Below are 19,008 nucleotides of genomic sequence, written 5' to 3'. Positions count from 1 at the left end.
TCCTTGAGAGGTGAGACCCCGGAAAGGGGCACGCTCATCTCACTCCTCATCGCCGCATCGGTGGGTGAACGGTGATGCATAGCTGAGTGAACTTTCCGACGAGGGCTCTCGGCCCCGGCGGCCCGCCGGAGCGTCCTGCCGACCGGCGTCCTGCCGACCGGCGCTCACCGGGAGCGTCGGTCGGCAGGGGCGCGGTCGCCGGGAGCCTTTCGGGTCAGCGCTGGACGAGCGGGACGGCGATGTCCGTGACGTCCGCGCCGATGGCGCCGAGCGGAGTCGCCGTGCCGTTCAGCAGTCCGATCTCGTAGAGCGACCCGTTGACGGCGGCGAGGCCGACCGAGCCGATGGAGCTGCCGTTGCGGAGGACGGAGTAGATGTCGAAGCCGGTCGCACCCACTGCGTCGAGGCCGAGCTTCCCGGTCGGCGCCAGGGTGCCGGCGTTGGCCGGGGACTGGATGGCGATCTGGTCGAGGGCCGTGTCGAGGACGAACAGGGTGGTCGCGCTGTTCGCGTCGAGGTCGTTGTTCGTGTACGCGGCCCCGGCGACACCGGTGGCCACGGCGGGCGCGGCGTAGCTGAGCGTGCCGTCGGCGACCGTCGCGGCGCCCGCGGTGGCGAACGGCTGACGGAGGTTCTGGCCCGTGTCGCTGACCACGCGGAGCGCGTTCGCGGCGGGGTTGAAGTCGACGCCGAAGGAGGTGCCGCTCAGCGCCACGGTGAGACGGGTCACCTGGGTGGCCACGCCGGTGGACGGGTTGATGGAGTAGACGCCGGCGCTCGCCGCGTTGTCGCCGACGCCGTAGAGGGCGCCGTCCTGGACCCGGTAGTCGATGCCGATGAGCGCGGTGTCGCCGCCGGTGAGGCCGGTGACGGCGACGCGGTTCGTGACCTTGCCGGGCTTGGTCGGGTTGAACTGCACGAGCTTCGTGCCGCCGTCGGAGAGTCCGACGACCCGCAGCTTCGCCGCTACGGAGCGGACCGCGTTGATCAGGTTCCTGTCCGACGCGCTGCTGGAGTCGCTGGTCGCCGCGGCGGGAGCGACGCTGCTCGCACCGGCGAGCACGGGTGCCACCGCCATCACGCCCGCGACGGCGACAGCTGCGATACCGACTCTGATGTTCCTGGTCATCGTGCACTCCTCGAGACTTGCGGTCGCCGGAGATCGGCGGCTCGGAGGGGGATACCGTCCGGAGCGCGCGAGCGTTCATCCGATCCGGAGATCCGTGCCCCGTCACTCCAGAGAGCCGTCGGCGAACCGGCGGAGCGCGGCCGCGTAGCGGTCCGGGTCCCGGTGGTCGCTGTCGGTCAGGAGCAGTACCGAGCCGGAGACGGCGCGCGTGTACTCGCCGCGGCAGGGGAGGGTGACCACCGTCCTCAGTCCGGCCACCCAGGCGGGGACGAGGGAGCCGAGGCAGCGCCGCTCCGGGGCGGCGTCCAGCGGGACGTCCCGCGCGTCCATCCGGGCGGACCGCAGCTCGTCGTGCCAGGCGCGGAAGGGGGCTCCAAGGGAGTCGTCGCCGAAGTGCTCGCGCCAGCCGGGGCCGCGAGCAAGGTCGAGGAGGCGTGCGCGCTCGGGCGATCCGTCGGCGGTGCTGGAGAGCCGTCGGAGGAGCGGGCCGGTCTCGACCGCCAGATGCTCGACGCAGTCCTGCCACAGCTGAGGCCAGGCGCGCTGCTCGTCGGCGCCGGGCTCCGCCGACCCGACCCGCTCCGGGGACCGCTCGAGCGGCGGCGGCCCGTCGCCCGCCGGGGTGAGGCCCCGCGCCTCGCGGATCCAGAGGAGCTCGAGCAGCGCCGAGGGGTTGTCCTCGACCGTGATGACCATCTCCGACGGCCAGGGGTCGCCGGGAAGGGGACGGGATGCGCGCATGGGAGGGGCTCCTTCCGAGGGGATGAGGTCGGATCGTGCCGGAGAAGGCTCCAGGGAGGCTGGGCCCGCGTCGGCCGACGCGCCACTCCTCCGTGCGCCCAGCGGCGTCGCCGGTGATCCTCCTCGCCGGCGGTCGAGGACGGCGCCGAGCGCCCCCCGAATGTCGGTGCCCCCGACCTACACTCGGACGCGTTCGAACACACGTTCCATACCACGAGGAGGGAGTCGACCATGAGCGTGACCGTCGTGGAGCGCATCGCGACTCCGGCCTCGGACGCCGTCGCCGTCACCTTCCTCGTCACCAGCGAGGCGGTGGCGGCGGGGTTCCCGTCGCCGGCGCAGGACTACTTCGACGGGTCCCTCGACCTCAACGACCACCTGATCCGCGACAGGACGTCGACGTTCATCGTCCGCGTCTCGGGCGAGAGCATGGTCGGCGCGGGCATCAGCGACGGCGACGAACTCGTGGTCGACCGGTCGATCACGCCGACGCACGGGAGCGTCGTCATCGCGATCCTGGACGGCGAGCTGACCGTCAAGCGCCTCGAGCTGCACCCCGGGGGAGTGGTGCTGCGGGCCGAGAACCCGGAGTACCCGCCGATCCACGTCGCCGAGCTGAGCGACCTCCAGGTGTGGGGCGTCGTCACCGTCTGCCTCCACCGGCTGCACCGTGCGCTCTGAGCGGCGCATCGCCCTGGTCGACGTGAACTCGTTCTACGTCTCCTGCGAGCGGCTGTTCGATCCGAGGCTCGCGGGCCGGCCGGTCGTCGTCCTCTCGAACAACGACGGCTGCGTGGTCGCCCGCTCCGACGAGGTGAAGAGGCTCGGGATCGAGAACGGCACGCCCTGGTTCCAGATCGAGCCGCTCATCCGCTCCGGTCGCCTCCCGGAGGTGATCGCCCGATCGAGCAACTACGAGCTGTACGGCGAGCTGTCCGCGCGCGTGATGGAGCTGCTGGGCCGCTACTCCGCCTGGCAGGAGGTGTACTCGATCGACGAGTCCTTCCTCGGCGTCGACGGCGACGTGGCGGAGCGGGCGAAGATCGGCCGGGCGATGCGGGCGGCCGTCGCGAAGAACGTCGGCCTGCCCGTCTGCGTCGGATTCGGGCCGAGCAAGACTCTCGCGAAGTTCGTCAACAAGGGCGGAGCGAAGAAGCACCCGCGCCTGGGGGGCGTCTGCGACACCGACTGGTACACGCCCGAGCAGCTCGACGCGCTCATGGCCTCGCAGCACGTCACCGAGCTGTGGGGAGTCGCCGGCCGCACAGGGAAGCGCCTCGCGGAGCTGTCCATCCACACCGTCCGCGACCTCCGCGACGCGGACCCCGTGCTTATCCGCAAGAAGTTCTCGGTCGTCCTGCAGCGCTCCGTCTACGAGCTGCGCGGCGTCGACTGCATCCCCCTCGAGGCCGCCCGCACCGTCCGCGACCAGCTGATCTTCTCCCGGTCGTTCGCCACTCCCGTGACGACGATCTCCGACATGGAGCAGGTGCTCTCCGTCTACGCGCAGCGCGCCGCCCACCGCCTCCGCGCTCAGGAGTCGGTCACCAGGACGATGAGCGTGTTCGCGTCGACGTCGCCGTTCGCGGACGCGCCGTACGAGTCCGCCGGCGGCCTGGCCGGCTTCCCCGTCCCCACGGACGACCCGGTGGCGATGGTGAGGGCCGCGATCGGCACCCTGCGCCCGCGGCTGCGGGAGGGCGCGCGCTACGTGCGGGCCGGCGTCATCCTCACGAACCTGTCGCCGCGGCACTCCCACGCGCTGCTCGAGATCTTCCACACCGCCTTCGACACGAAGGGCCTCGGCGCCACCATCGACGCCGTGACGAAGCGCCACGGCCGGTCCGCGGTCGGCCTCGGGCTGGCGGGCATCCGCACGGGGCCGGTGTGGACGATGAAGCGCGACGCCCTCTCGCTCCGGGCGACGACGCACTGGGGCGAGCTGGCGACGGCCCACGCGCGGTGAGCCCGCCGGCGGGGAGATCGGGTCATCCGACGCGTAGGCGCCCGGGGCGCTCTCGGGCAGGCTCGTCGCCATCGACGAGTGTCGGTGCGGGGACGGCGGGAGGACCCATGGCCGAGAGCTGGCAGGACGCATCGGTGCGGGGCGTCGCGATGATCGAGAACGAGCTGGTCGTGCGCGACTTCCTCGAGGTGTGGAGCGCTCGCGACAGCCGCCAGCTCGTCCCGTTCCTGCATCCGGAGGTCGTCTACAGCGCGTCGAGCTCGCAGGAGATCGCGGGGCGGGCGCGGGTCCTCGAGATGTGCGACGAGGTCCACCGGGCGTTCACCGAGATCCGGATCGCCCTCGTCACGATCGCCGTCGCCGGCAGCGTCGTCCTCACCGAGCACGCCCTGCACCTCCGCTCGGACACGGGGGAGGGCCACTGGCTCCGCTGCTTCGGGAGCTACGAGCTCCGCGGAGAGCAGATCGTCACCTGGCGGCAGCTCCATGGGTGAGGGCCGCGCGTGACGGCGGTGACCGGCCCCGCGCGCCTCAGGCTCGCCCTGGTGCTGCTGGCCATCGCCTCGGGCGCGACCGACGCGTTCGCGTTCCTCCTGCTCGGCGGCATCTTCACCGCGAACATGACGGGCAACCTGGTGCTGCTGGGGCTGTACCCCCGCTCCGCCTGGCTGACGACCGCGGCCGGAGCGGTCACAGCGATCGTCTTCTTCGCCGGAGCGGTCTACGCCGGGTTCCGCACGACCCGGGCGCGCACGCCGTCGACCGGCGACGGGAGACGTCCGCTCCGCGCGATCGCGCTCGTGGGGGTCGTCCTGCAGCTCGCCGTCGCGGTCGCCTGGCCGACGGTGCAGGGGGGCACGTCGCTGCTCGTGGAGTGCGCGTTCATCGCGACCAGCGCGGCGGCGCTGGGGCTGCAGACCGTGCTCGCGAAGCGGATCTCCGGCGCCGCAGGCCTGACGACCACGTTCGTCACGGGCACGCTCACGAGCCTGATGCAGGAGCTCGCCGAGCGCTCGTCCGGGTCGAGGACCGTCCAGGCGCTCATCGTCGCGAGCCTCGCGGTCGGGGCCGTCGTCGGAGCGGCGACCGTGACGCTCGCTCCGGCCTGGGCCCCGACGCCGGCCCTGGTGCTCTCGGCGGTCGCCGTCGTGCTTCTCTTCGCGCACCGCGCGCGAGCCGTGCCCGCGGGAGCGGAGCCCGGGGCCCCGCGTCCCGCGTGACCGGGATCAGGCGTCGAGCGCCCACTTCGGCCGGACCCAGTGGCAGGTGTAGCCGCCGGGGTGCTTGCGCAGGTAGTCCTGGTGCTCCTCCTCGGCGTCCCAGAACTCGCCGGCGGGCTCGACCTCGGTGACGACCGGTCCGGGCCAGCGGCCCGACGCGTCGATGTCGGTGATCGTCTGACGCGCGACCCTCTCCTGCTCAGGCGAGAGGAAGAGGATCACGGAGCGGTAGGCCGTGCCGATGTCGTTGCCCTGACGGTTCTTCGTCGTCGGGTCGTGCACCTGGAAGAAGAACTCGAGCAGGTCGCGGTAGGAGAGCTGCTCGGGATCGAACTCGATCTCGACCGCCTCCGCGTGGTCGCCGTGGTGGCGGTAGGTCGCGTTCGGCGTGCTGCCGCCGGCGTACCCGGCGCGGGTGCTGAAGACGCCCGGCATGTCGCGGATGAGCTCCTGGAGCCCCCAGAAGCATCCGCCCGCGAGGATCGCGCGCTCCTCGGCCATCAGACGCCTGCCTTCATGTCGTGCGCGGACTCGCGCGGAGAGATCATCATGCGGGCAAGTCCATCACGGCCGGGGACGTCGCGGCGAGCGTCGGACGACTCTCGGAGCAGACCGTCGGCGGGGGAGCGGGGCGTGTCCCGCCCGAGCGCTCCGTCACTGCGATCGGTACGCCGCCGGAGATGCACCGGTGGGAACGAGTCATCTGACCGGGTCGCTCCGGGTGCCCCCGTTCCTACGCTCGTCGGTACAACCGAGGAGAGAGCGGAGCGGACCATGGAGCAGCCGAACGTCGAGACGCGCAGTGCACGGCGGGTGATCGAGACCCTGACCGCCAACGGCGTGAAGTACGTCTTCGGGATCCCGGGAGCGAAGATCGATGCGGTCTTCGACGTCCTCGCCGACGAGGGGCCGGAGCTGATCGTCTGCCGGCACGAGCAGAACGCCGCCTTCATGGCCGCCGCGGTGGGGCGGCTCACGGGCAGCCCGGGCGTCGTCCTGGTGACCTCCGGCCCCGGCACGACCAACCTCGCCACCGGCCTGCTCACGGCCAACACGGAGCAGGACCCGGTCGTCGCGCTCGCCGGGGCCGTGCAGCTCTCCGACCGCCTCAAGCGCACGCACCAGTCGATGGACGCGGCCGCCTTCCTCACCACCGTGACGAAGTACACGGTCGAGTCGACGGATCCGGACGACGTCTCGGAGGCGGTCAGCAACGCCTTCCGCGCCGCGGTCACCGAGCCCCGCGGCGCCGCGGCGGTCGTCCTGTCGGCCAGCGTGATGGCCGCGCCGACCTCGCAGGTCATCACCCGGGCGGCCACGGGGCCGACGAGCGGTCCGGCGCGCGCCGAGGACCTCGCCCACGCCGCCGACCTGATCAACACGGCGGAGCGGCCCGTCCTCCTCGTGGGACTCCGCGCGTCGGAGCCGGCGACCGTGGCGGCACTGCGGGTCCTGATCAGCGAGACGGAGCTGCCGGTGATCGAGACGTTCCAGGCGGCCGGCCTCGTCTCCCGCGAGCTCGAGGACCACTACCTGGGCCGCGTCGGCCTCTTCAAGAACCAGCCCGCCGACCTCGCCCTCGCCGAGTCCGATCTCGTCGTCGCGATCGGCTACGACGCCGTCGAGTACGACCCGGTGATCTGGAACAGCGACGTCGACCGCCGGATCGTCCACATCGACTCCGTCGACGCCCCGCTGGACAACCACTACCTGCCGGCGCTGGAGCTGAAGGGCGATCTCGCGCAGACGGTCGCGGCCCTCACGCCCCTCGTCTCCGGCCTGCAGCTCGACGAGGACGCGGCCGACCGGGTCGCCCGGCACCGGAGCGAGCTGGAGCGGATCGACGACGCGGCGCGGACGGCCGAGGCGGCTCCCGGGACCGTCGATCCCGCCCGCCTCGTGCTCCTGATGCGCGACCTGCTCTCGGACGACGCCACCGTGGCCTGCGACATCGGCTCGAACTACATCTTCATGGCCCGGCACTTCCGCGTGTACGAGCCCAAGCACCTGCTCTTCTCGAACGGGCAGCAGACCCTCGGCGTCTCCTTCCCGTGGGGCATGGCGGCGAGCCTCCTGCGCCCCGGGACCCCGGTGGTCTCCGTCTCGGGCGACGGAGGTTTCCTGTTCTCCGCGACGGAGATCGAGACGGCGACGCGGCTCGGCCTCTCGTTCACGCACGTGATCATGCGGGACGACACCTACGACATGGTCGGCTTCCAGCAGCTGCTGAAGTACGGCCGCAAATCCGGGGTCCAGCTCGGCGACTACGACATCGAGAAGTTCGCGGCGGCGTTCGGCGCCACGGGCAGGCGGGTGAGCGGCCTCGCCGAGTTCGAGGAGGCGTTCCGCGCCTCTCTCGCCGAGCCGGGCGTCTCGATCATCGACGTCGCGGTGGACTACAGCCGCAACGTCGACATCGCCGCCCACCTGGTCGAGGACGCCTTCGAATGAGCACGCACACGGTCGACTCGACCGACGACTACGCGATCTACCAGAGCTCGACCATGGCCGCGCTGCTGGCCGGGGTCTACGACGGGGACCTGACGATCCGCGAGCTGCTCACCCACGGCGACCTCGGGCTGGGCACCTTCAACCACCTGGACGGCGAGATGGTGATCGTCGACGGCGTCTGCTACCACCTGCGCAGCGACGGCTCCGTCCAGGTCGCGGACGGCGACGACCGGACGCCCTTCGCCGCCGTGCTGCCCTTCCACGCGACCACGACGTTCACGGTGGAGGAGCCGACCGGTCTCGCCGGCCTCACCCGGCTGATCGGCGACGCGGTCGACGGCGGGAACATCCCCGTCGCCCTGCGGATCGACGGCCGGTTCACCGAGGTCCGAACCCGGACCGTGGGCGCGCAGACCGAGCCGTACCCGCCCCTGATCGAGGCGACCGCCCACCAGAGCGTCACCGGCATCGCCGACACCCGCGGCACGATCGCGGGCTTCCGCACTCCGCAGTTCGAGCAGGCCGTGTCGGTCCCCGGGTACCACCTGCACTACGTCGACGACGCCCGCGAGAAGGGCGGGCACGTCCTCGACGTGACCGTGGCCGAGGTGACGGTCTCGCTCACGACCGTCGCCGGACTGCACCTCGCGCTTCCGGAGACGGACCAGTTCCGCCGGGCGGACCTGGCGATGAAGGACATCGCGGCGCAGGAGGCGCGAGCGGAGGGGTGAGGCGGGCGGGACCTCCGGGGAGACGGGCCGGCCGCGACACGTCTCCCCGGAGGCCCGTCAGGGCGCGAGCTCCTCGCGGACGATCGCCGCTCCCGCGCTCAGCGCGCTGAGCTTCCCCCAGGCGAGGTCGCGGGGCAGCGGTGCCATGCCGCAGTTCGTGCTGGGGAGGAGCAGGTCCGCGTCGACGAACCGGAGGGCGCGGCGCAGGGTGTCGGCGACCTCCTCGGGCGTCTCGACGGTCCCGCTCGCCACGTCGATCGCTCCGAGCATGACCTTCTTGCCGCGGACGAGCTCGATCAGCTCCATCGGCACGTGGGAGTGGTGGCTCTCCAGCGAGACGATGTCGAGCGAGGACTGCTGGAGGAGCGGCAACGACTCCTCGTACTGCCGCCACTCCGACCCGAGGGTCGCCTTCCAGTCGGTGTTCGCCTTGATCCCGTAGCCGTAGCAGATGTGCACCGCGGTCTCGATGCGGAGTCCCTCCGCCGCCCTCTCCAGCGCGGCCACACCCCAGTCGTGCACCTCGTCGAAGAAGACGGTGAAGGCGGGCTCGTCGAACTGGACGATGTCGACTCCGGCGTCCTGGAGGGCCCGCGCCTCCTCGTTGAGGATGCTCGCGAACTCCCACGCCAGCTTCTCGCGGCTCCCGTAGTGCCGGTCGGAGAGGGTGTCGATCATCGTCATCGGGCCGGGCAGCGCCCACTTGATCGGCTGATCGGTCTGCTCGCGCAGGAACCGGGCGTCGTCGGCGAACACGGGCATCTCGAGGCCCACGGCGCCGACGACCGTCGGCACGCTCGCGTCGTACCGGTCGCGGATGCGCACCGTCTCGCGCCGCTCGAAGTCGACGCCCGTGAGGTGCTCGATGAACGTCGTGACGAAGTGCTGCCGGGTCTGCTCCCCGTCACTGACGATGTCCAGGCCCCGGTGGTGCTGCTCGTGGACAGCGGCGCGCAGGGCGTCCTGCTTGCCCTCGGCCAGGGCGTCGCCGGTCAGGCGCCACGGGGACCACAGGGTCTCCGGCTGCGCGAGCCACGACGGCTTCGGCAGGCTGCCGGCGATCGAGGTGGGCAGGAGCGGGAGGGACGTCGAGGATCCGCGGGCGCTCATCGGACCGCTCCCGCGTACCCGGCGGCCCACTGCCGCAGCCGCTCCCCGTGCGGCTTCATGAGGTGCTCCTCCGCGAACCGCCCCTGCTCGACCGCGAGCCGGCCGCGCTCCTCGCGGTCGTAGGAGACCGCGGGCCGCACGTAGTCCTGCTGCTCCAGGTCCGGCCGGTAGACGTCGGCGGCGGCCGAGCGCGCGCCGTAGATCTCGGGCCGGTAGATCCTCTGGAACGTCTCCATCGTGCTGATGGTGGCGATGAGCTGGGGGTCCGAGTAGTCCTCCAGCAGGTCGCCGCCGCAGTAGAACGCGAGCGGCGCCGTGCTGCCGGGCGGCATGAAGAAGCGGACCCCGAGGCCCATCTCCGCGAAGTACCGGTCGGTCAGCGAGAGCTCGTCCTGCCGGTACTCGACGCCGAGGACCGGATGGAGGGTCCCGGTGCGCCGGTACGTCCTGCTCGTCGAGACGCTGATGCAGATGACGGGCGGCGCCGACGAGAGCTCCGCGTACTGCGCGGAGTCCCGGAAGTGCTGGAAGAGCGCGCCGTGCAGGACGCCGAAGTCGTCGGGGACGGTGAAGCCGGCCTGCGAGGCGTTGACCGCCGGCAGCCGCACGCTGAAGTCGTGGTCGCGGAGGTAGGAGGAGAAGTTGTTCCCCAGTGTCCCCGGCTGACATCGGCCGGTGCGGCGGTCGAGGATCCGGGTGCGCAGGACCTCCAGCAGGGGGAACTCCCGGTCCTCGCCGTCCGTGGTGAGCCGCAGCCCGACGGAGACGATGTCGAGCCCGACCGTGTAGCGGCCGCGGCTCGGATCGTCGCCCGGCACGAGATCGTTCAACCGGTCGTCGATCATCCGCAGCGCGGTCCGGAGGTTCTCCCGGCGGCGCTCGCCGCGGGCCAGATTCGCGAAGTTGGTGGTGATCCGGGAGCTCTGGGCCGGCGAGTAGTCCTCGTCGAAGGGGGTGAGGGTGATGCTGAAGGCGGGTTCGTTCGTCATGATCGGCCGATCGGTAGGAGGGACTGGGGCGGGGGCACGATCAGTGCGGGTGGTCCTCGGTCAGCTTGAAGCCGAGTCGGCCGTGCGCGAAGGCGGCTCCGGCTCCGATGGCGGCCGCGACCCAGGCTGATTCGGCGAGCTCGGTCTCGGTCGCACCGGCGCGCACGGCGTTCTGGCCGTGGCCGTCGATGCAGTAGACGCACTGCTTGCTGATGCCCACGGCGTAGGCGATGAGCTCGCGGTACTTGAGCGGGATCTCGCGACCCTGCGGAGCGAAGACGGCGGTGTCGAAGGCGGTGAACGCCGCAAGGACGTCGGGGGTCTCCTTCTTGTAGGCGGCGGTGTAGCGGCGGTCGGCTGCGCGGTCGTAGTAGGCGTCGGTCATGGTCTTCCTTCGGAGGTCGGAGAGGGGGCGGAGGGGATGAGGTCACGGCCGGGCGGGGATCTCCAGGCCGAGGTTCTCCCGCAGGGTCGTGCCCTCGTACTCGGTGCGCAGCGAACCGCGCTCCTGCAGCAGCGGCACGACGCGGTCGACGAACTCGTCCAGACCACCCGGGTGCAGGTGCGATCCGAGGACGACCCCGTCGCCGCCTCCGCTCTGCACGAACTCGTCGAGACGGTCGGCGACCTGCTCAGCCGTGCCCACGTACTCCGTGCGGTCGAAGACGGTCTCGGCGAGACCGCGGAGGGTGAGGTCGCGCTCCTGAGCGAGCGCACGCCAGGCGCGCACGGTCCCCGCGCGATCACCGTGGATCAGTGCGCGGCCCTCGATCAGCGGCGGCGCCTCGAGGTCGGGCTCGAGATCGGGTACCGGCCCGTCGACGTCGAAGCCCGACAGGTCCCGGTTCCAGACCTGCTCGAAGAGCACCTGGATCGTGCGCGGTGTGAGTTGCTGATCGCGGATCCACCGCGCTCTCTCCTCCGCCTCCGCAGCGGTGCCGCCGAGGACGACGGCGGCTGACGGGAGGATCCGCACGGAGCCGGCCGGGCGACCCGCCGCCGCGACCCGGGCCGCGATGTCGCGCGCGAACTCGTGCGCCTCAGGTCCCCGGTGGTAGGGGGAGAAGATCACGTCGGCGCTCGACGCCGCGAAGTCGCGACCCTGCGGAGAGACGCCCGCCTGCACGATCACCGGGCGGCCCTGCGGGCTGCGCGGCACGGTGAAACGGCCGGAGACGTCGAACTGGCTGCTCGAGACGGCGAACGACCCCGTCGACGAGTCGGCGAGGAACTCGCCGGAGGGGGCATCGGCTCGCACGGCGTCGGAGGTCCAGGTGTCCCAGAGCGTCGTCACCGCGCGGACGGCCTCCTCGGCACGGGCGTAGCGGTCGGCGCGGTCGAGGAAGCCGCCGCGGCGGAAGTTCGCGCCCGTGAAGGCGTCGAAGGACGTGACCACGTTCCACCCCGCTCGTCCGCCTGAGAGGTGGTCGAGGGTCGCGATCTGACGGGCGAGCTCGAAGGGCTCGTTGAACGTCGCGTTGAGCGTGCCGACCAGGCCGATGTGCTCCGTGACCGCGGCCAGCGCGGCGAGGAGCGGCAGAGTGTCCGGTCGTCCGGCGATGTCATGGTCGAACGGGCGCCCCGCGCGCTCCCGCAGGGCCAGACCCTCGGCGAGGAAGAAGTAGTCGAACCGCCCGCGCTCCGCGGTCTCTGCGACGCGGCGGAACGTCGAGAAGTCGACCTGGCTGCCGGCGTCGGGGTGCTCCCACAGGGTGTGCTCGTTCACCCCGCCCACGTAGGCGGCGAGGACGATCTGCTTCGGTCGCCGCGTCATGACTGCTCCTCGGAGGCGTAGCGGTTCGGGATCGACGTGGGCAGGCCCAGGGCTGAGCGGAGGGTGCGGCCCTCCTCCGTCCCGACGAGCAGACCGCGTCGGCGCAGCTCGGGCACGAGGTCGTCGGCGATCAGCGGCAGATCGGTGGCGAGAACCGCGGGTCGGAGGCGGACGCCGTCGTAGCCGAGCCGTGAGAGCTCGGCGATGCGGTCGGCGACGGACGCGGCCGACCCGGCGGCGACGGCGGCGTCGCCGGTGAGCGGTCGGCCGAGAGCGTCGAGGCGCGAGAGTCTGGCCGCGGCGGACTCCGCCGGGGTGTCGATGACGACGACGAGGTCGGCGAGGACCCGCAGGCGCTCGCCCGTGCGCCCCGCCCCGCGCTCCGCCTCGGCGATCTCCTGGAGGATCCTCTCGGCGTCCGCTGCGTTCTGAGGCGTCGCGAACACGACGTCGGCCGAGCGCGCGGCGAAACGGTACGGGATGTCGGCGTGTGCGAGCGCGGCGACGACGGGCTGCCCCTGCGGCGGCCGGGGAGTGATCGCGGGGCCGCGCACCGAGAACCAGCGTCCTGTGAAGTCGACGCGGTGCACCTTGTCGGCGTCGAGGAAGCGATCGGTGGCGACGTCGCGGATCTCGGCGTCGTCCTCCCAGCTGTCCCAGAGTCTCCGTGCGACCTCGACGGCGTCGGCCGCCTCCTCGAAGAGCTCGTCGACGACGGCGCGGATCGCGGGGTCCTCGAGAAGGGGCGTGCCCGGCTCCGGCGGCACGATCGCCGCGATTCGTCGTCCGACGTGCGAGGCTTCGTCGACGCGTGACGACACCCTGACCTGCCAACCGCCCCGCCCCCGGCTCAGGTGGTCGAGCGTCGCGACGGCCTTCGACACGTGGAAGGGCTCCGTGTGCGTCACGGTGACCGTGGGCACGAGACCGATGCGGCTCGTGAGGGGGGCGACGTAGGAGGCGATCAGCAGCGCGTCGAGCCGGCCGCGGACCTCGTCGGTGCGGTCGTCGGCCAGGAAGGGGTCCGCCGATTGCAGGGCGAAGGAGTCCTCGATCGTCACGAAGTCGATCCCGCCGCGCTCCGCCCGCTGCACGATGTCCGCCCAGTACGCGCCGGTGAAGAGCGCGTCGGGACGGGCGCCAGGCTCGCGCCAGGACGCGGGGTGCCAGCCGGCGCCCTCGAGGGCGACGGCGAGGCTGAGGGGTGGGGCGGCGGTCATCGTGCTCCTCGGATCAGGGTGCCGGCTCGGACGAGCTCCTCGTCGTCGAGTGCGCGGAGGCGGCGCAGCAGCGCGCGCGCGACCTTGTCGTTCTCGCGGAACGACACCGCGTTCGTGCCCGGCCGGGAGAAGGCGCCGACGAACGGCGAGTCGGTGTACGGGCCGATCGCGTACCGGCGGCCGACGCGGCCTCCCGCCGTCGAGCGCAGCAGGGTGTCGTCCTGGTGCACGCGCAGCCTCCCGGTCGACAGGAGAGTGTCGCCGACGTCGACGAGGTCCTCGACCGCCGACCCCGACGCGACGAGCGCTCGCATCAGCGCGTCGTCACTCCTCGCAACGGACGTCCGGGGGAGGCGCGCGTCGACGAGAGCGTCAGCGAGGACGACCTGATCGGTCGCCCCGCCGCTCGCGACGAAGCGGCCCTCCTCTTCGGAGGTCTCCACACGGATGCCCGGGCCGAGGAAGTCGACGACGCCCGCGTCCGAGAGTGCGAGCAGCTCCTCGAGACGGTGCGCGGGCGGCCCGCTCGCGAGGAAGCTGAACCAGCCGAGCCACCATCCGTGCAGATCCTCGATCCGCGAGCGGGGCGTCCACCTCGCGGACGCGGTGAGATCGGCGACGAGGAAGTGGCTGCGCAGAAGCGCGAGGAAGAGCGCCATCGTGGCGCTGTGCTCCTGCCGGCTGCGCAGAGCCAGGTCGTCCCGGATGTAGGCGCGCACCGCCTCCTGCAGCGCCGAGCCGTCGGCGAACCGCACATCGGCGAACGGGCGGTCGAGATCGGGGAGGAGCAGCCTGTCGAGGCTGTCCGGCACAGTGTCCGCGACGAGCGCGGTCAGGGTCCGCGCATCTCCGAGGACCCGCTCGGCGTCGGCCCCGAGTGCGGGGAGAGCGTACCCCTGTCCCGCTTCGGGTCGCGGGCCGCGGGAGCCGGCGAGGACCGAGGCGCGCGGGTCGAGCCGCGAGAACACCTCCGAGAAGTGCGTCCAGTCGGTGCTCACCCGGTCGGGGTGCCCGGTGAAGAGCTCACGGTAGTAGCCCCAGAGCATCTCCTGGGCGATCAGGGGCCAGACGTCCTCGCTGAAGTCGAGCGGGCGGTGTCGCGAGCGCAGCTCCTCCACGACGGACGCCGAGAACCAGCGGGGCTCGGGCGCGGCTCCCTGGAGCGTCGAGCCGATCTTCGAGTGGTAGGGGACCCCGCGGCGGCTGCCGATCAGGATGCGCGGCTCACGTCCCGACGGGTGGTAGCGCAGTCCGCCGGCGTCGTCCCGTTCGAAGCGGCCGCCCCGGCCCTCGGTGAGCAGCACCAGGAGATCGACCGCGACGAGGCCGAAGCCGCGCACGATCACGTCGCGTCCGGCGCGGAGGGATCCGAGGTCGGCGTCGGCCGTGAACGACGGCGGCAGGTAGGCGAGGCCGTGGCGCTCGGCGAACCCGGCCAGCCGGGTCTCGTCGACCGTCGGCAGAGCGCCGCTGTGCCCGAGCGAGAACAGGACCAGGTCCGCCTCGATCACGTCGCCGGAGTCGAGGACGACCCGCTGCGCACCGTCGTCGCGGCCGAGCACCTCGACGACACGCGCCGCGTGCTCGCGGACCTCGACGTCAGGGCGGAGAGCGGCGAGCGCCTCCCGGTGGAACCAGCGCAGATAGAGGCTCTGCAGCCGGCGGGTGGGGAAGCTGTCGGCGCGGAGCCCGTCGAGCTCGCGGCGCACGGCTTCGTCGCCCTCTGCGAGCGCGATCCGGCCGGCCCGCACCGCCTCCGCCCACTCGATCAGCGAGGGTCCGGGGCGCACCGGCCCCTCGATCGTCGCGCTCGCGTCGGTGAACATCGTCACGTCGGCTGCGAGCGAGTTGAGCTTCAGCAGCGGCGACTGCTCGTAGCGCCAGATCCGGCCGGGGCCGACGGGGTACGGGTCGACGACGTGGACGACGAGCGCGGCCGGCCCGAGGGCGTCCTCGGCGGCGTTCGCGGCGAGGCGCTCGAGGACCCCGACCGCGCGGGGACCTCCCCCGACGATCACGAGGGAGCGGGTCCCGTCCGATGGCGCTGACATGCGTCCACGATGACTCTTCCCCCGTGAGGACGCCGCTCTGTGACGACTCGTGACGATGTGAAGAAGTGTGTAGCGGCGGGTTGGAGCCGGGTGGCCGCGGACCCTAGCGTCGGCCCCCACGGCGTGCAGAACGGTGCGCCCCGACAGGCAGGAGCCTCGAGTGCCCATCGAATTCCTCGGCATCGCCGCGCTCAACGACGGCAGCGAGATACGAGCACGCAGCGGCGCGAGCTTCGACCCGGAGTACACGGTGCGTCTGGCCGCGGCTCATGAGGACAGCGGGTGGGACCGCATCCTGTTCGCCTACCACTCCGGAGCCCCCGACCCCGCCGTCGCCGCCGCTTTCATCGCGTCGCGGCTCGAGCGCATCCAGCTGCTGCTGGCGCACCGGCCCAACGTCTCCTACCCCACGGTCGCGGCGAAAGCCTTCGCGACCCTCGATCAGCTGAGTGGAGGCCGCCTGAGCGTCCACGTGATCACGGGCGGGTCGGACGCGGACCAGGCCGCGGAGGGCGACTACCTGAGCAAGGACGAGCGCTACGCGCGCACCGCCGAGTACATCAGGATCGTCAAGCAGGTCTGGACGACCCGTGAGCCGTTCGATCACGTCGGGGAGCACTACCGCTTCTCCCGGTTCGTCAGCGACGTCTGGCCGGTGCAGCAGCCTCGGCCGCAGATCTCGTTCGGAGGCTCCTCTCCCGCCGCTCTGTCCGTCGGTGCCGCCGAGAGCGACGTCTACGCGCTCTGGGGCGAGCCGCTGCGGGACACCGCCGAGCAGATCCGCAGCATCCGGGAGGCGGCGGCGGCGGCCGGCCGCGACGTCGCGCCGCGCATCCAGGTCGCCTTCCGACCCATCCTCGGGGCCACCGAGGAGCAGGCCTGGGAGAAGGCGGAGGGGATCCTCCGCCGCATCGAGGCGCGCACCCGCGAGACCGCCCCCGGAGGCCTCGCCGCGCCGGAGAACACCGGCTCGCAGCGCCTCCTCGCGATCGCCGCCGCAGGCGACCGTTTCGATCGCGCGCTCTGGACCAGGGCGGGAGTCGCCGCGGGAGCGCGCGGCAACTCGAACGCCCTCGTCGGGACGCCGGAGACGGTGGCCGCCGCGCTGCTCGACTACGTCGATCTCGGGGTCGACATCATCTCGGCGCGCGGCTACGACTACGTCGACGACACCCTCGACTTCGGTCGCCACGTGATACCGCTGGTGCGCGAGGAGGTCGCTCGACGCGACGCCGCGGCCGCCCAGGCCGCCGAGGAGGCCGCTCGTGTCCTCGTCTGACACCGTCGCGGCCGACGAGTTCGTCCATGTGCGGGCCGATGACCCGCGGGCCCGGCCCCTGCTCGACGAGCTCGAGCGCGAGTACGACACCCGCTACGGCACCGCCTGGGGCGAGCCGGCATCGGCCGAGCTCGCGCGCTACCCGAGCGAGGTGTTCGCCCCGCCGGAGGGATCCTTCGTCCTGCTTCTGCGCGACGGCACCGCGATCGCCGGAGGCGCGCTGAAGAGATTCGACGACACGACCGCCGAGCTCAAGCGCATCTGGACATCCTCGGCGCACCGTCGGCAGGGACTCGCCCTGCGCGTGGTCGCCGAGCTCGAGGCGGAGGCCCGCCGGCTCGGCTACTCGACCGTCTACCTCACGACCGGGCCGCTCCAGCCGGAGGCGCAGCGGCTCTACCTCACCGCGGGCTACACACCGCTCTACGACGTGACCCAGCCTCCGGAGGTGGTCGTCCTGCACGGCTATGCGCGGACGCTCACCGATCGGCCGCTCGACGTCGCGAGGATCCGGACCGCGCACGACGACTCCTTCGCGCAGCTCACCGCGTCCTTGCCCGACGGCGGAGCACGCCTGCGCGGTCGCGTCACGGGGCGTGCCTCATGAGCGGCACGATCGCGCCGCCTCGACCGCGGGACACGTCCGGCCCCCTTCCCGGAGGCATCGACCTCGCCCGACTCGGCGAGCGGCCGGTGCTGCCGCTGCGCCACCCGGTGCGCTGGGTGGTCGCCGCACTGGTCCTCGTGCTCCTGCTGAACGCCGGACAGACCCTCTTCACGAACCCGTCGTGGGAGTGGCCGAAGGTCGGGACCTGGCTCTTCAGTCCGGCGATCCTGAAGGGGCTGCAGCTGACACTCCTCGCCACCGCCATCAGCGCCGTGATCAGCTTCGTCGGAGGCATCGTCGTCGCCGTAGCCCGGCTCTCGGGCAATCCGGTGCTGTCGACGCTCAGCTGGGTCTACATCTGGCTGTTCCGCTCGGTGCCGCTGATCCTCGTCCTCATCTTCCTGTTCAATCTCGGCAACCTGTATCCGACCGTCGGCATCGGCATCCCCTTCGGTCCGCAGTGGTCGGTGCCGACGGTGTCGCTGCTGCCTCCGCTCGCCCTCGGCGTGATCGGCCTGAGCCTGTCCGAGATCGCCTACAGCGCCGAGGTCGTCCGTTCCGGGGTGCTCGCGGTCGATCAGGGGCAGCACGAAGCGGCGAAGGCGCTCGGGATCCCGCAGCGCCGCCAGTTCACCCGCATCGTCCTCCCGCAGGCGCTCCGCTCGATCGTGCCCGCCTACGTGAACCAGATCATCGGCCTGCTGAAGGCGAGCTCGCTGCTGTTCTACGTCTCGCTGCTCGACCTGTTCGGGGTCGCTCAGAACCTCGGCAGCACGTACCCGACGGACATCATCCCCCTGCTCGTCGTCGCGACGATCTGGTACCTGGTGCTGACCTCGGCGATCTCGGTCGTGCAGTTCTACATCGAGCGCTTCTACGCCCGCGGCGCGCACCGGGAGCTCGCGCCCACGCCCCTCCAGCGGGTGCGGCGCTCGCTCGCCGGCCTGAGGAGTGCGCGATGACCGCCGCCATCGAGATCCACAACGCGACCAAGTCCTACGGCGACCGGACCGTGCTCCGGGGAGTCGACCTGCGCGTCGAGGCGGGCACCGTCACGGTCATCCTCGGTCCGAGCGGCTCGGGCAAGTCGACCCTGCTGCGGGCGATCAACCATCTCGAGAAGCTCGACGAGGGGTTCGTCTCCGTGAACGGCGAGCTGATCGGGGTGCGGCTGCGCGGCGGTCGGCTCAAGGAGCTGCGCGAGAAGGAGATCCTGCGCCAGAGGGCGAGGATCGGCTTCGTCTTCCAGAGCTTCAACCTCTTCCCGCACCTGACGATCCTCGAGAACGTCACCGAGGCGCCGATCTCGCAGGGGCAGCCGCCGGCGGAGGCCCGCGAGCGGGCACGCGCCCTGCTCGAGCACGTCCGTCTCGCCGACAAGGCGGCGGCCTATCCGAGGCAGCTCTCCGGCGGCCAGCAGCAGCGCGTGGCCATCGCGCGTGCGCTCGCGCTCGACCCCGAGGTGATCCTCTTCGACGAGCCGACCTCGGCTCTCGATCCCGAGCTCGTCGGGGAGGTGCTGCAGGTCATCCGGTCGCTGGCCGAGAGCGGCCGCACCCTCATCGTCGTGACCCACGAGATCGGCTTCGCCCGCGAGGTCGCCGACCGGGTGGTGTTCGTCGACGACGGCCTCGTCGTCGAGCAGGGCAGCCCGAGCGAGGTCCTCGACCGCCCGCAGAATCCGCGGACCCGCGACTTCCTCGGCCGAGTCCTCGGCTGAGCCCCCGCACTCCTCCTCCT

At 71.9% G+C, this 19,008-nt stretch carries 19 protein-coding genes; 10 read left to right on the top strand and 9 right to left on the bottom strand.

Going from position 1 to position 19,008, the window contains the following annotated elements:
• Window positions 1–214 precede the first annotated feature (214 nt).
• A complete protein-coding gene (locus C5C53_RS12760) occupies window positions 215–1,129 on the bottom strand; it encodes a DUF4394 domain-containing protein (protein WP_219813981.1) in 915 nt (304 codons plus the stop codon).
• Window positions 1,130–1,231: 102 nt separating this feature from the next.
• On the bottom strand, window positions 1,232–1,870 hold the full coding sequence (locus C5C53_RS12755) for a hypothetical protein (RefSeq protein ID WP_104267709.1): 639 nt from the start codon (window positions 1,868–1,870) through the stop codon (window positions 1,232–1,234).
• Window positions 1,871–2,101: 231 nt separating this feature from the next.
• On the opposite strand from C5C53_RS12755, the gene C5C53_RS12750 reads away from it, so the two are divergent.
• The 4 genes from C5C53_RS12750 to C5C53_RS12735 all read left to right on the top strand — a co-directional run bounded on the left by C5C53_RS12750 (window position 2,102) and on the right by C5C53_RS12735 (window position 5,056).
• Window positions 2,102–2,551: a LexA family transcriptional regulator gene (locus tag C5C53_RS12750; protein ID WP_104233991.1), complete on the top strand. Its 450-nt coding sequence runs from the start codon at window positions 2,102–2,104 to the stop codon at window positions 2,549–2,551.
• Window positions 2,541–3,836 carry a Y-family DNA polymerase gene (locus C5C53_RS12745; protein WP_104267708.1) on the top strand — a complete coding sequence of 432 codons (1,296 nt, stop codon included), beginning with the start codon at window positions 2,541–2,543 and terminating at the stop codon, window positions 3,834–3,836. Before C5C53_RS12750 ends, C5C53_RS12745 begins: the two co-directional genes overlap by 11 nt.
• Window positions 3,837–3,943: 107 nt before the next feature.
• A complete protein-coding gene (locus tag C5C53_RS12740) occupies window positions 3,944–4,330 on the top strand; it encodes a nuclear transport factor 2 family protein (RefSeq protein WP_104262240.1) in 387 nt (128 codons plus the stop codon).
• Between the two features lie 9 nt (window positions 4,331–4,339).
• Entirely contained in the window at window positions 4,340–5,056 is a 717-nt protein-coding gene (locus tag C5C53_RS12735; protein WP_104267707.1) for a YoaK family protein, read from the top strand.
• Between the two features lie 6 nt (window positions 5,057–5,062).
• Here C5C53_RS12735 and msrA read toward each other — a convergent pair whose 3' ends face one another.
• Entirely contained in the window at window positions 5,063–5,557 is a 495-nt protein-coding gene (msrA, locus tag C5C53_RS12730; protein WP_104267706.1) for a peptide-methionine (S)-S-oxide reductase MsrA, read from the bottom strand.
• A gap of 273 nt (window positions 5,558–5,830) precedes the next feature.
• On the opposite strand from msrA, the gene alsS reads away from it, so the two are divergent.
• A complete protein-coding gene (gene alsS / locus C5C53_RS12725; protein WP_104267705.1) occupies window positions 5,831–7,507 on the top strand; it encodes an acetolactate synthase AlsS in 1,677 nt (558 codons plus the stop codon).
• Window positions 7,504–8,238, top strand: coding sequence for an acetolactate decarboxylase (gene budA, locus C5C53_RS12720; protein ID WP_104267704.1), 735 nt, complete (start codon window positions 7,504–7,506; stop codon window positions 8,236–8,238). The genes alsS and budA overlap by 4 nt, the downstream gene beginning before the upstream one ends.
• 57 nt (window positions 8,239–8,295) lie before the next feature.
• Here budA and C5C53_RS12715 read toward each other — a convergent pair whose 3' ends face one another.
• From C5C53_RS12715 to C5C53_RS12690, 6 genes are read right to left on the bottom strand one after another with little or no spacing between them, the layout of a single operon-like run.
• Window positions 8,296–9,348, bottom strand: a complete 1,053-nt coding sequence (locus C5C53_RS12715; protein ID WP_104267703.1) for a methionine synthase — start codon at window positions 9,346–9,348, stop codon at window positions 8,296–8,298.
• Window positions 9,345–10,337, bottom strand: a complete 993-nt coding sequence (locus tag C5C53_RS12710; RefSeq protein WP_104267702.1) for a putative oxygenase MesX — start codon at window positions 10,335–10,337, stop codon at window positions 9,345–9,347. Before C5C53_RS12710 ends, C5C53_RS12715 begins: the two co-directional genes overlap by 4 nt.
• Window positions 10,338–10,377: 40 nt before the next feature.
• Complete coding sequence (locus tag C5C53_RS12705; protein WP_104223293.1) at window positions 10,378–10,722, bottom strand: carboxymuconolactone decarboxylase family protein; 345 nt, start codon at window positions 10,720–10,722, stop codon at window positions 10,378–10,380.
• Between the two features lie 42 nt (window positions 10,723–10,764).
• On the bottom strand, window positions 10,765–12,111 hold the full coding sequence (locus tag C5C53_RS12700) for an NtaA/DmoA family FMN-dependent monooxygenase (protein ID WP_104223292.1): 1,347 nt from the start codon (window positions 12,109–12,111) through the stop codon (window positions 10,765–10,767).
• Window positions 12,108–13,331, bottom strand: a complete 1,224-nt coding sequence (locus C5C53_RS12695) for an LLM class flavin-dependent oxidoreductase (RefSeq protein ID WP_104267701.1) — start codon at window positions 13,329–13,331, stop codon at window positions 12,108–12,110. The genes C5C53_RS12700 and C5C53_RS12695 overlap by 4 nt, the downstream gene beginning before the upstream one ends.
• Complete coding sequence (locus tag C5C53_RS12690) at window positions 13,328–15,382, bottom strand: FAD/NAD(P)-binding domain-containing protein (RefSeq protein WP_104257615.1); 2,055 nt, start codon at window positions 15,380–15,382, stop codon at window positions 13,328–13,330. Before C5C53_RS12690 ends, C5C53_RS12695 begins: the two co-directional genes overlap by 4 nt.
• Before the next feature lie 160 nt (window positions 15,383–15,542).
• On the opposite strand from C5C53_RS12690, the gene C5C53_RS12685 reads away from it, so the two are divergent.
• Genes C5C53_RS12685 through C5C53_RS12670 form a run of 4 tightly spaced genes read left to right on the top strand, consistent with a single transcriptional unit; the run spans window position 15,543 to window position 18,988 of the window.
• A complete protein-coding gene (locus C5C53_RS12685) occupies window positions 15,543–16,661 on the top strand; it encodes an LLM class flavin-dependent oxidoreductase (RefSeq protein WP_104267700.1) in 1,119 nt (372 codons plus the stop codon).
• Window positions 16,648–17,268, top strand: coding sequence for a GNAT family N-acetyltransferase (locus C5C53_RS12680; RefSeq protein ID WP_219812350.1), 621 nt, complete (start codon window positions 16,648–16,650; stop codon window positions 17,266–17,268). The genes C5C53_RS12685 and C5C53_RS12680 overlap by 14 nt, the downstream gene beginning before the upstream one ends.
• Window positions 17,265–18,230: an amino acid ABC transporter permease gene (locus tag C5C53_RS12675; RefSeq protein WP_104233982.1), complete on the top strand. Its 966-nt coding sequence runs from the start codon at window positions 17,265–17,267 to the stop codon at window positions 18,228–18,230. The genes C5C53_RS12680 and C5C53_RS12675 overlap by 4 nt, the downstream gene beginning before the upstream one ends.
• Window positions 18,227–18,988, top strand: coding sequence for an amino acid ABC transporter ATP-binding protein (locus C5C53_RS12670; RefSeq protein WP_104223287.1), 762 nt, complete (start codon window positions 18,227–18,229; stop codon window positions 18,986–18,988). The genes C5C53_RS12675 and C5C53_RS12670 overlap by 4 nt, the downstream gene beginning before the upstream one ends.
• Window positions 18,989–19,008: the final 20 nt, after the last annotated feature.

This window comes from Rathayibacter sp. AY1E3 (genome assembly GCF_002932235.1).
GTDB lineage: Bacteria > Actinomycetota > Actinomycetes > Actinomycetales > Microbacteriaceae > Rathayibacter.
The sequence above is the reverse complement of the archived record's forward strand: the minus strand, read 5'-3'. Positions and strand labels throughout refer to the sequence as shown.

Excerpts from the sequence above, each read along its gene's own strand:
- C5C53_RS12670 (WP_104223287.1), top strand. The coding sequence starts at position 18,227 with ATGACCGCCGCCATCGAGATCCACAACGCGACCAAGTCCTACGGCGAC.
- C5C53_RS12710 (WP_104267702.1), bottom strand. The coding sequence starts at position 10,337 with ATGACGAACGAACCCGCCTTCAGCATCACCCTCACCCCCTTCGACGAG.
- C5C53_RS12715 (WP_104267703.1), bottom strand. The coding sequence starts at position 9,348 with ATGAGCGCCCGCGGATCCTCGACGTCCCTCCCGCTCCTGCCCACCTCG.
- C5C53_RS12700 (WP_104223292.1), bottom strand. The coding sequence starts at position 12,111 with ATGACGCGGCGACCGAAGCAGATCGTCCTCGCCGCCTACGTGGGCGGG.
- C5C53_RS12755 (WP_104267709.1), bottom strand. The coding sequence starts at position 1,870 with ATGCGCGCATCCCGTCCCCTTCCCGGCGACCCCTGGCCGTCGGAGATG.
- budA (WP_104267704.1), top strand. The coding sequence starts at position 7,504 with ATGAGCACGCACACGGTCGACTCGACCGACGACTACGCGATCTACCAG.
- C5C53_RS12705 (WP_104223293.1), bottom strand. The coding sequence starts at position 10,722 with ATGACCGACGCCTACTACGACCGCGCAGCCGACCGCCGCTACACCGCC.
- C5C53_RS12750 (WP_104233991.1), top strand. The coding sequence starts at position 2,102 with ATGAGCGTGACCGTCGTGGAGCGCATCGCGACTCCGGCCTCGGACGCC.
- msrA (WP_104267706.1), bottom strand. The coding sequence starts at position 5,557 with ATGGCCGAGGAGCGCGCGATCCTCGCGGGCGGATGCTTCTGGGGGCTC.
- C5C53_RS12740 (WP_104262240.1), top strand. The coding sequence starts at position 3,944 with ATGGCCGAGAGCTGGCAGGACGCATCGGTGCGGGGCGTCGCGATGATC.
- C5C53_RS12695 (WP_104267701.1), bottom strand. The coding sequence starts at position 13,331 with ATGACCGCCGCCCCACCCCTCAGCCTCGCCGTCGCCCTCGAGGGCGCC.
- alsS (WP_104267705.1), top strand. The coding sequence starts at position 5,831 with ATGGAGCAGCCGAACGTCGAGACGCGCAGTGCACGGCGGGTGATCGAG.
- C5C53_RS12675 (WP_104233982.1), top strand. The coding sequence starts at position 17,265 with ATGAGCGGCACGATCGCGCCGCCTCGACCGCGGGACACGTCCGGCCCC.
- C5C53_RS12760 (WP_219813981.1), bottom strand. The coding sequence starts at position 1,129 with ATGACCAGGAACATCAGAGTCGGTATCGCAGCTGTCGCCGTCGCGGGC.
- C5C53_RS12690 (WP_104257615.1), bottom strand. The coding sequence starts at position 15,382 with ATGTCAGCGCCATCGGACGGGACCCGCTCCCTCGTGATCGTCGGGGGA.